At 69.5% G+C, this 9098-nt stretch carries 12 protein-coding genes; 4 read left to right on the top strand and 8 right to left on the bottom strand.

Features of this window, described 5'->3' with window-relative positions; all coding sequences use genetic code 11:
* Positions 1 to 475 precede the first annotated feature (475 nt).
* Both Q7P21_RS16805 and Q7P21_RS16800 read left to right on the top strand, forming a co-directional pair.
* Positions 476 to 673: a hypothetical protein gene (locus Q7P21_RS16805; protein WP_304178010.1), complete on the top strand. Its 198-nt coding sequence runs from the start codon at positions 476 to 478 to the stop codon at positions 671 to 673.
* The gene (locus Q7P21_RS16800; RefSeq protein WP_304178009.1) at positions 664 to 1566 is read left to right on the top strand and encodes a fatty acid desaturase; all 903 of its coding nucleotides are present in this window, start codon (positions 664 to 666) and stop codon (positions 1564 to 1566) included. The genes Q7P21_RS16805 and Q7P21_RS16800 overlap by 10 nt, the downstream gene beginning before the upstream one ends.
* On the opposite strand, the gene Q7P21_RS16795 is transcribed toward Q7P21_RS16800, so the two are convergent.
* From Q7P21_RS16795 to Q7P21_RS16765, 7 genes are all read right to left on the bottom strand, one after another.
* Complete coding sequence (locus Q7P21_RS16795; protein WP_304170926.1) at positions 1563 to 2477, bottom strand: hypothetical protein; 915 nt, start codon at positions 2475 to 2477, stop codon at positions 1563 to 1565. The genes Q7P21_RS16800 and Q7P21_RS16795 overlap by 4 nt on opposite strands.
* A gap of 412 nt (positions 2478 to 2889) precedes the next feature.
* Positions 2890 to 3225: a phosphoribosyl-ATP diphosphatase gene (locus tag Q7P21_RS16790; protein ID WP_304170927.1), complete on the bottom strand. Its 336-nt coding sequence runs from the start codon at positions 3223 to 3225 to the stop codon at positions 2890 to 2892.
* Positions 3225 to 3992 (bottom strand): imidazole glycerol phosphate synthase subunit HisF, encoded by a 768-nt coding sequence (hisF, locus tag Q7P21_RS16785; protein WP_304170928.1) that lies wholly within the window; start codon positions 3990 to 3992, stop codon positions 3225 to 3227. The genes Q7P21_RS16790 and hisF overlap by 1 nt, the downstream gene beginning before the upstream one ends.
* Before the next feature lie 16 nt (positions 3993 to 4008).
* Positions 4009 to 4731 (bottom strand): 1-(5-phosphoribosyl)-5-[(5-phosphoribosylamino)methylideneamino]imidazole-4-carboxamide isomerase, encoded by a 723-nt coding sequence (hisA, locus tag Q7P21_RS16780; protein WP_304170929.1) that lies wholly within the window; start codon positions 4729 to 4731, stop codon positions 4009 to 4011.
* Positions 4728 to 5363, bottom strand: a complete 636-nt coding sequence (gene hisH, locus Q7P21_RS16775) for an imidazole glycerol phosphate synthase subunit HisH (RefSeq protein WP_304170930.1) — start codon at positions 5361 to 5363, stop codon at positions 4728 to 4730. Before hisH ends, hisA begins: the two co-directional genes overlap by 4 nt.
* A 10-nt stretch (positions 5364 to 5373) precedes the next feature.
* The gene (hisB, locus tag Q7P21_RS16770; protein ID WP_304170931.1) at positions 5374 to 5964 is read right to left on the bottom strand and encodes an imidazoleglycerol-phosphate dehydratase HisB; all 591 of its coding nucleotides are present in this window, start codon (positions 5962 to 5964) and stop codon (positions 5374 to 5376) included.
* Between the two features lie 3 nt (positions 5965 to 5967).
* Positions 5968 to 6957: an adenosine kinase gene (locus tag Q7P21_RS16765; protein WP_304178007.1), complete on the bottom strand. Its 990-nt coding sequence runs from the start codon at positions 6955 to 6957 to the stop codon at positions 5968 to 5970.
* A 113-nt stretch (positions 6958 to 7070) separates the two neighbouring features.
* Between Q7P21_RS16765 and Q7P21_RS16760 the strand changes: the two genes are divergently transcribed.
* Positions 7071 to 7643, top strand: coding sequence for a DUF6886 family protein (locus Q7P21_RS16760; protein WP_304178005.1), 573 nt, complete (start codon positions 7071 to 7073; stop codon positions 7641 to 7643).
* A gap of 48 nt (positions 7644 to 7691) precedes the next feature.
* Positions 7692 to 7979, top strand: a complete 288-nt coding sequence (locus Q7P21_RS16755) for a hypothetical protein (protein ID WP_304170934.1) — start codon at positions 7692 to 7694, stop codon at positions 7977 to 7979.
* Between the two features lie 21 nt (positions 7980 to 8000).
* Here Q7P21_RS16755 and Q7P21_RS16750 read toward each other — a convergent pair whose 3' ends face one another.
* A complete protein-coding gene (locus Q7P21_RS16750; protein ID WP_304178004.1) occupies positions 8001 to 8939 on the bottom strand; it encodes a LysR family transcriptional regulator in 939 nt (312 codons plus the stop codon).
* Positions 8940 to 9098: the final 159 nt, after the last annotated feature.

Below are 9098 nucleotides of genomic sequence, written 5' to 3'. Positions count from 1 at the left end.
CGAGGCGCTGGGGGTCGGTCATGGGCGGTTGAAGGTTTGAACCACGAACCTCACGAACCACACGAACGGGGCGGAGCCTAGGGTGGCCTGGATCGGCGTGAGTCGAAACCAGGAAGAATTCGACCACGAAAAACACAAATAGCACAAACGGGTGGCGCTGGGAGCGGATGGTCGGCGAGCACGCTGGGATATGGGCTCTGGCGGGGCGTTGGTCGGCGCAGTTCGTGCCTTTCGTGTTTTTCGTGGCCAAATTTCTTGCGGCGGCAGGGCGCCCCGCTGGCGTGGGGGTGCGGGGCGCCGCACGTTCGTGAAGTTCGTGAGGTTCGTGGTCAGAATTCTTGAGGCCGCTTGGATCCCCGCCTTCGCGGGGATGAGCGGTGGGGGCAGGTTGCAATTTGGCGCTTGCAAAAGATGACGCTAGCGTCATCTTTATGTTGACGCTAGGGCCGGGGAAGGCCCTGGGCGGGAGGACGCCATGTTGCAGAAGGTGCTGGGACCGTTGTTTCGGTTCATGCCGTTCCTGTTCGGGATCGGATTCCTGGGCCCGGTGATCGCCGAGAGCCTGGTCGCCCTGCACCAGCCGGCGCCGTTCGGCGTGCCCGCCCTCTATCTCGGCCTGGCGGTCGGCGGCGGCTGGGGCGCTTTCGCGAACTGGAGCGGGCGATGGATATGAGCGCCGGGGCGACCTGCGAGGGTCGCGATCTCTCCGCCCTGACCAGCCCCGAGCTGATGAAGCTGGAGAAGGCGATCGCCGAGCGGTTCATGGGCGGCCTGCCCTGGGGCTCGATCGCCTGGGGCCTGGGGAATTTCGCGGTCTGGCTCAGCCTGTGGCCCCTGACCTTGATGGGGATCCTGCCGCTGTGGGCGGCGTTCCCGATCGCCACGGCCAATGTCATGCTGTGCTACCTGCCCAGCCATGAGGCCCAGCACCGGATCATCGCCCGGGAGGGCGAGCCGCTGTTCTGGCTGAACGAGCTGGTCGGTCACCTGTCGACCATTCCGATGATGCTGCCCTATGGGGTCGCGCGCCTGACCCACTACGAACACCACAAGCACGCCAACCATCCCGAGCTCGACCCCGACATCGGCACGAAGTCGCGGGGGCCCTGGCACATGATCCTCAAGTCGATCGCCCAGCGGCAGCCGGGCTCGGCGGCGGGCAAGTCCTATGGCGCGACCCTGGCGCGGATCGGCACGCGGGAGGCGCAGGTCGCCGGCCTGGTCGCCGTGGTCTATCAGCTGGTCTATCTGGGGGTGCTGTTCGCCATGGCCTGGACCGGCCACGCCCTGGTCGCCGCCCTGGTCTGGTGGCTGCCCAAGCAGATCGGCACGACCTATATCCAGTTCTATCTGAGCTGGGCGCCGCACCATCCGGGGACCCAGATCGGGCGCTATCGCGACACCCGCAGTTTCCGCAGCGTGGGCGGCAACCTCGGCTCGATGGGCATGCAGTTCCACATCATTCACCACCTCTATCCGCGCATCCCGCTGATGCGGACGCCGGCCGCCTATTGGGCGCTGCGGCCGGTGCTGGCGGCGCGGGGCTGCGACGTGGCCGGGCTTTAGGTCGGCGCGGCCATGTCCAGCTGCTCGGCGGTGCGGGCGGCGGCGGCCAGAAGCTGGATGAGTTGGGTGGCGTAGATCCGCCGCAGTTGGTCGCGGGCTGGCCCGGTCAGGGTCACGACGCCGTCGGCGCCGAGCTCGGCCAGGCCGGCGCGGGCCGCCTCCTGGAAGATGCGGTTGATGTGGATGCGCGAGACGCCGAAGCGCCGCGACAGGGCCGAGACCGAGAGCGGACCGGCGCGGACCGGGGGGAAGGCCTCGCCCTCACCTTGGGTCATCAGGGTCCAGAGGATCTGGCTGCCGGCATAGGGGTGGAAGAACACCTGGAAAACCGGCGCCTCGGCCGAGGCCTCGCCGTGACGGTCGCCTTCCAGGGCCGCCAACAGCCCCTCGGCATGGTGGCGCAGGAAGAGGCGCAGCACCCCAGGGTCCGCGAACCGGTCGAGCACCCGGACGGCGTCCGGCTCGACCCGGGCTGCGGCGGCCAGGGCGGCGTACAGATGGGCCCGCCAGGCGGCGAGGAAGCGAGGGGTGGCCCGATAGGGGACCACGCCGCCCGGCGCCGCCGGCTGGCGCTCGACGAAGCCCAGATGCTCCAGGAGCTGCAGCAGGGCCCTGGCGCGGCCGGGACTGAGCAGCCCGGTACGGGCGCAGATCACCTTCAGCCGAGGCAGGGTCAGGTCGTCGCCGGCATGCAGATAGAGCGCCCACAGGGTGGCGGCGTAGCGGCCGGCGTCCTTGAACAGGCTGTCGAGGTCGCGGTCGGTCTCGCCAAGCTCGAGCATGGCCCGGGCCAGGGTCCGGGCGGCGTTGGGGAAAGCCGGGTGAGCCGCCATCCGCCCAAGCAACCGCGAGGGATCTTCGCCCGGGTCCCGCCAAAGGGCCAGGCCGGTCGCATCCTTGGGGTCGTTCACGGCCAATCGCTGCACAGCTGAGCTTTGCAACCGCCCTGGGGGCTGTGTCCAGCCTGCACAGGCCTGACCCCAATCGGGAGTGATCAAATTTGTACAGTTGTCAGTCTGACGCTGTTGCGACCAGTTGCCGCCGCACTCATCAAGGATCCGGGCCGTGTCGGGGGATGCGCCCCCGGGTCTGAAGGTGCTGTCGGCAGGGGCCGGAGGGCTGACCCAAGCGGTCGCCGGCCCCTGTCGGCCGACACATCGTCCCGACCGGGCGGCGCCTCGCGAGAGGTCGCCAAGGCCCCTCGGGGGCGGTGAAGGGGGACTTCGACGCGCTCCTAACCCGGGCGCGCCCTTCTGGGGGAAAGTCGAGCATCTGCTCAGAGGGTCGAAGTCCCCCTCGGTCCGCGCCGCGCCCTGAAGGGATTTAGCGCTGGGACTCGCCCCGCCAGGCCTTTTCCTCGAGGCCCGAGCGGCCCTCGCGGCTTTCCAGCCAGCCGGCCACGTCGTCAAGGCTGACGCCTGCGGCGGCCAGCGTCACCAGGAAGTGGTAGATCAGGTCGGCGCTTTCGCTCGCCAGGCCGTCCTTGTCCTTCTGGACGGCGGCGATGACCACCTCGACGGCCTCCTCGCCCAGCTTCTTGGCGGCGCGCTCGACGCCTTCGGACAAGAGCTTGGCGGTGTAGGAGCTGTCGGGACTGGCGGTCTTGCGCGCCTCGATGGTCTCGGAAAGGCGGACGATCACGTCGGCGAAGCGGCTCATCAGACGGTCTCCGTCAGGCGCACGGGAATGCGGGCCTCAGCCATAGCCCGTTTCACCTCACCGATGGAAACTTCTCCGAAGTGGAAGATCGAGGCGGCCAGCACGGCGTCGGCGCCGCCCTGGAGCACGGCCTCGACCATGTGCTGGGCGTTTCCGGCCCCGCCCGAGGCGATCACGGGCACGGAGACGGCGTCGGTCACGGCCTTCAGGAGCGCGATGTCGTAGCCGATCTTGGCCCCGTCGCGGTCCATGGAGGTGAGCAGGATCTCGCCGGCGCCGCGGCGGACCACGTCGGCGGCGTAGTCGACCACGTCGAGGCCGGTGTCGGTGCGCCCGCCATAGGTGAAGACATGCCAGCCGCCGGCGGTGCGCTTGGCGTCGATGGCCACCACCACGGCCTGGGACCCGAAGGCGTCGGCGCAGTCGGACACCAGTTCGCGGCGTTCGACGGCGGCGGTGTTGATGCTGATCTTGTCGGCCCCGGCCAGCAGCAGCCGGCGGGCGTCCTCCACCTGGCGGATGCCGCCGCCGACCGACAGCGGCATGAAGCAGACATCGGCCGTGCGCGCGATGACGTCGAGGATCGCGCCCCGGCGCTCATGGCTGGCGGTGATGTCGAGGAACATCAGCTCGTCAGCCCCGGCGGCGTCATAGGCCGTGGCCTGCTCGACCGGATCGCCCGCGTCGCGCAGGGAGACGAAATTGACCCCCTTCACCACCCGGCCGTCCTTGACGTCCAGACAAGGGATGACGCGCACTTTCAGCATAGGGGGGCCTTCAGCATCAGCCGGCGATCCGCAGGGCTTCGGCCGGCGCGATGGCGCCGTTGTAGAGGGCGCGGCCGAGGACGGCGCCGGCGATGGGGGCGCCCTTGTGGGCCATCAGCCGGACGATGTCGTCCACCGTGGCCAGGCCGCCAGCGGCGATGACCGGGATCGAGACCGCGTCGGCGATAGCGCCGAAGGCCTCGACATTGAAGCCCATGACCGTGCCGTCACGGTCGATGTCGGTGATGATCAGGGCGCCGACGCCCACGTCCTCAAAGCGCCTGGCCACAGTGACCGCGTCGAGGTCGGAGCTTTCGGTCCAGCCCTGGGTCGCCACCTTGCCGGCCCGGACATCGACGCTGACCGCGATCTGCTCGGGCCACTTGCGGGCGGCTTCCTTGACGATCTCCGGCTTGGTCACGGCGACGGTGCCGAGGATCACCCGGGAGACCCCGGCCTCGATCCAGCGCTCGATGTCGCGGATGGAGCGGATGCCGCCGCCCAGCTGCACCGGGATGGAGACCGATTCCAATATGGCCTCGACGGCCTTCTCATTGACCGCCTTGCCCTGGACCGCGCCATTCAGGTCGACCACGTGGACCCAGTGGAAACCACTGTCGGCCCATTGGCGCGCCTGGTCGGCGGGGGAGGTGTTGAACACCGTGGCGGTGTCCAGATCGCCGTGCAGGACGCGGACGCATTCGCCGTCCTTCAGATCGATCGCGGGATAGAGGATCACGGGCGCCACTCCAGGAACCGCGCCAGCAGGGCGAGCCCGGCGCTTTGAGATTTTTCAGGGTGGAACTGCACGCCCGCCACATTGCCCCGGGCGACGGCGGCGGGGAATTGTCCGCCATGGTCGACCCAGGCTGAGACGTCCCGGTCGTCATCGGGGAAGATGGCGAAGGAGTGGGTGAAGTACATCGGAGTTCCCTCGCCGATCTCGGTGAGGAAGTCGGGGCCGGAAAGACGGGTGAGCCCGTTCCAGCCCATGTGGGGCACCTTGGCGTGCGGATCGGCCGGGGTGATGCGGCGCACGTCGCCGGGGATCCAGCCGAGACCTGGGGTCTCGCCGAACTCCAGGCCGCGGGTCGCGACCAGCTGCATGCCGACGCAGACGCCCAGGAAGGGGCGACCCTTGACGTGCACGGCCTCGGTCATGGCCTCGACCAGGCCGGGGCGGCTCTCGAAGGCCCGCATGCAGGCCGCGAAGGCGCCGACGCCGGGCAGGAGGATGCGGTCGGCGCGGGCGATGGTCTCGGGGTCACAGGTGACAACGATCTCGGCGGTCCCGTCCGCGGCGCGGATCAGGGCCTTTTCGGCCGAGCGAAGGTTGCCCGACCCGTAGTCGATCAGGGCGACGCTCTGCATGATGTGAATCCTACAGGACGCCCTTGGTCGACGGAGCGTGACCATGGGTCTTGGGGTCGAGTTCTATGGCGGTGCGCAGGGCCCGGGCCAGGGCCTTGAAGCCGCTCTCGGCGATATGGTGGGAGTTGTCCCCGTAAAGGGTCTCCAGATGCACGCAGGCGCCGCAGTTCATGGCGAAGGCGTGGTGGAATTCCTTGAACAGCTCGGTGTCGAAGTCGCCGATCTTCGGGGTCTTGAAGGCGACCTTCCAGACCAGGTAGGGGCGGTTGGACAGGTCGATGGCGCAGCGCGTCAGGGTCTCGTCCATGGGAATATAGGCCGAGCCGAAGCGGCGCACGCCCTTGAAGCCGTCGAGCGCCTTGTGGATCGCCTGGCCGAGCACGATGCCGGTGTCCTCCACCGCATGGTGGAAGTCGATATGCAGGTCGCCCGTGGTGCGGACATAGAGGTCGATGCCGCCATGGCGGGCGAAGGCGTCCAGCATGTGATCGAAGAAGCCGATCCCGGTCTGGACATCGGATACGCCGGAGCCGTCCAGATCCACGCGGACCGTGATCTGGGTCTCCTTGGTCTCGCGGACCACCTCGGCCGTGCGGGCCATTCCCTAAAGTCCTTTCGCGACCGCCAGGTCCTTGAGCGAGACCTGCGGCCTTGGGCCGTAATGCGAGATCACTTCCGACGCCGCCAGCGAACCGAGGCGGCCGCAGATCTCCAGCGGCCGGCCCTTGGCGAGGCCGTACATGAACCCGGCTGCGTATTGGTCGCCCGCGCCGGTCGTGTCCACGACTTTCTCGACCGGATAGGCCGGAACCGCCACGGTTTCACTTCCCTGGATGATCACCGAGCCCTGGGCGCCGCGGGTGACGGCGGCGAGCTTCACGTGGGGGCGCAGGGCCTCCAGGGCGGCGTCGAAGTCGTCGGTCTCGAACAGGGCGGTGAGCTCGGTGTCATTGGCGAACACCAGGTCGACCTGGGTCTCGACGAAGCCCAGCAGGCCGGCGCGGTGGCGGTCGACCACGAAGCCGTCGGAGAGGGTCAGCGCCAGCAGGCGACCGGCGCCCCGGGCCAGGCCGGCGGCCTTGGCGAAGGCGCGGCGCGCGGCCTCGGCGTCGAACAGATAGCCTTCCAGATAGACGATCTTGGCCGCCTCGATCACGGCGGGATCGATGTCGTCGGCGGCGAACTCGGTCGAGGCGCCCAGATAGGTGCACATGGTGCGCTCGCCGTCGGGCGTCACATTGATCAGGCTGCGGGCCGTAGACGGGCCGCCGATCAGGGGCGGAGTGTCGAAATGGGCGCCGATGGCGCGCATGTCATGGCGGAAGACGTCGCCCAGCTGGTCCTTGGCCACCTTGCCCAGATAGGCCGCCCGGCCGCCCAGGCTGGCGACCCCGGCGATGGTGTTGCCGGCCGACCCGCCAGAGGTCTCGACCCCGGCCGCCATGCGGTCATAGAGGAGCGCGCTGCGCGCCTCATCGACCAGCATCATGGCGCCCTTGTCGAGGGCGAGGTCCGTCAGGAAGGCGTCATCGGCCGGAGCTATGACGTCGACGATGGCGTTGCCGATGGCGGCGACGTCGTAGAGTTCGGACATGTGTGGGACGGCTTCCGGGTGGGCGGTGGCGGCTGACTACAGGGAAAGACCCTGGCGGGCAACGCGGGCGGGCCTAAGCTTATGGCTCAACAACCCTTCCCGGCGGCTTAAGCGTGACCCCGTCCCTGTTCCATTTCTCCGAGGACCCGGCCATCGCCCGGTTCGACCCCCGGCCGGTGCGGGTCCCCGCCGAGCGGGCGCCCGGCATGGACTGGCTGAACGGTCCCCTGGTCTGGGCGATCGAGGCGTCGCACCAGGCCCTCTACCTGTTTCCCCGCGACTGCCCGCGCATCCTGGCCTGGGCCAGGGCCGGATCGACGACGGCCGACATCGACCGTTGGATGGGGCCGGGCCGGCCGACCAGGGTCGCCTTCGTCGAGTGGGCCTGGTTCGACCGGCTGAAGACCGCCCGGCTTCACCGCTATGACTTGCCGCCGGAGACCTTCGAGAGCCTGGCCGAGGCCGGCATGTGGGTGAGCCGCCAGGCGGTGACGCCGCGCGGGGTCGAGACCCTCGACGACCTGCCCGCCGCCCTGGGCGCCCTTGGGGTCGAACTACGGCTCATGGAGAGCCTGCTACCGCTCAAGAACCTGTGGTCCTCCAGCCTGCACGCCAGCGGGATTCGACTGCGCAACGCCCAGGGCTGGCTGGCGGCGGGGCAACCGCTTCGCGCGGCGGGACGTTGATCTGGGGAGGGCGGGCCTGACCGGCTCGCCGATCCAGAGGAGAGACCCATGTCGAACTCCGTTCCCAACACCCACAAGGACGAGAAGCGGGCCTTCAGCCACGGCTCGGGCGGCTCGGCCGCCGATTCCGCCGTCGAGGGTCGCGCCCAGCTGGAGGACCGCCACATCGAGGTTCCCCATTCCCGCCCCGCCGAGGCCCTGAAGGACGACGAGAAGCACGACCAGCTGGCCGACAAGGAAGCCGAGGCGGAGAGCCGCCAGGAAGCCCTGCTCGACGAAGGCCTGGAAGAGAGCTTCCCCGGCAGCGACCCGGTGAGCGTCAAGCGCATCACCTGAGGCCGGGCTGCGTCGCGGCGGTCAATCGTACGGGGGTCTGTCGTTCGCAGCGCGGCAGACCCCCTGCACAAGGCGCCGAAACCAGCGATGCGCGGGGTCGGCGTCCAGCCTCGGATGCCACATCTGGGACACCGCGAACGTCGCCGTCGGCAGGGGCAGGCTCAATCCCCGCGCGCCGGGGAACGTTGATCCGCCTGGCCGGGCGTGCTCGGCGTGGAGGCTGGCGTCCGTGACCTGGGCCACCAGGTCCGACGCGCAGGCGATCGCCAGGGCGGCCGGGAAGCTGGGGACCACGACTGCGATGTCGCGCGCACGACCCAGGGCGGCGAGCGCCGCGTCCAGGGGATCGAGGCCGTGGGCCGCCTGGGCGACCACCACATGACCGAAAGCCAGGAACCGTTCGACCGTGACCTCGCCCGTCAGCAGCGGATGGCCCTGGCGCACGGCGCCGACATAGCGATCGGTGAACAGGGTCTGCACGCGCACCTCCGGGCCGGTCTGGCCCAGCACGCCGATTTCCAGATCCACCGACCCGTCGCGCAGGGGGCCCACATCCTTGTCCGGCCTGGGCGCAAAGCGCAGCCGCACCCTGGGGGCCACGCCTCGGACCGCCGCCACCAGCGGGGCGGCGAAGGCCTGCACGAAGGCTTCGCTGGCGCGCAGGGTGAAGGTCCGCTCCAGGACGGCGAGGTCCAGGCCCCGGGCGGCCGGCCGCAGCAGGGCGCGAACCTCCTGCGTCAAGGCCGGGACCCGGGCGCGCAGGTCCACGGCATGGGGCGTCGGGACGAGGCTGCGCCCGGCCCGCACCAGCAGTGGGTCGCCGGTCGCGACCCTCAGCCGCGCCAAAGTGCGGCTCATGGCCGAGGGGCTCAACCCCAGCCGCCGCGCCGCGCCGACTACGCTGCCCTCCGCCAGCAGCGCGTCCAGGGCCAGGAGAAGGTTGAGGTCGATGTCGGACATGCGGTTCCCCTGGCGCGGCGGCGCATAGGCCTCGTCCATAGATGGCGTCTGACGCAGCTGTTCAATGCATATGATGCGTCTTCCGCCCTATCTGGCGGTTCCGCATGATCCATCCCACCCCACCGATCCCAGGAAGACGCGACATGCCCCATCCCGCCG

The organism is Phenylobacterium aquaticum, from assembly GCF_947378715.1.
GTDB classification, from domain to species: domain Bacteria; phylum Pseudomonadota; class Alphaproteobacteria; order Caulobacterales; family Caulobacteraceae; genus Phenylobacterium; species Phenylobacterium aquaticum_A.
The sequence above is the reverse complement of the archived record's forward strand: the minus strand, read 5'-3'. Positions and strand labels throughout refer to the sequence as shown.

Excerpts from the sequence above, each read along its gene's own strand:
- Q7P21_RS16805 (WP_304178010.1), top strand. The coding sequence starts at position 476 with ATGTTGCAGAAGGTGCTGGGACCGTTGTTTCGGTTCATGCCGTTCCTG.
- Q7P21_RS16800 (WP_304178009.1), top strand. The coding sequence starts at position 664 with ATGGATATGAGCGCCGGGGCGACCTGCGAGGGTCGCGATCTCTCCGCC.
- Q7P21_RS16790 (WP_304170927.1), bottom strand. The coding sequence starts at position 3,225 with ATGAGCCGCTTCGCCGACGTGATCGTCCGCCTTTCCGAGACCATCGAG.
- hisF (WP_304170928.1), bottom strand. The coding sequence starts at position 3,992 with ATGCTGAAAGTGCGCGTCATCCCTTGTCTGGACGTCAAGGACGGCCGG.
- hisH (WP_304170930.1), bottom strand. The coding sequence starts at position 5,363 with ATGCAGAGCGTCGCCCTGATCGACTACGGGTCGGGCAACCTTCGCTCG.
- hisB (WP_304170931.1), bottom strand. The coding sequence starts at position 5,964 with ATGGCCCGCACGGCCGAGGTGGTCCGCGAGACCAAGGAGACCCAGATC.
- Q7P21_RS16765 (WP_304178007.1), bottom strand. The coding sequence starts at position 6,957 with ATGTCCGAACTCTACGACGTCGCCGCCATCGGCAACGCCATCGTCGAC.
- Q7P21_RS16755 (WP_304170934.1), top strand. The coding sequence starts at position 7,692 with ATGTCGAACTCCGTTCCCAACACCCACAAGGACGAGAAGCGGGCCTTC.
- Q7P21_RS16750 (WP_304178004.1), bottom strand. The coding sequence starts at position 8,939 with ATGTCCGACATCGACCTCAACCTTCTCCTGGCCCTGGACGCGCTGCTG.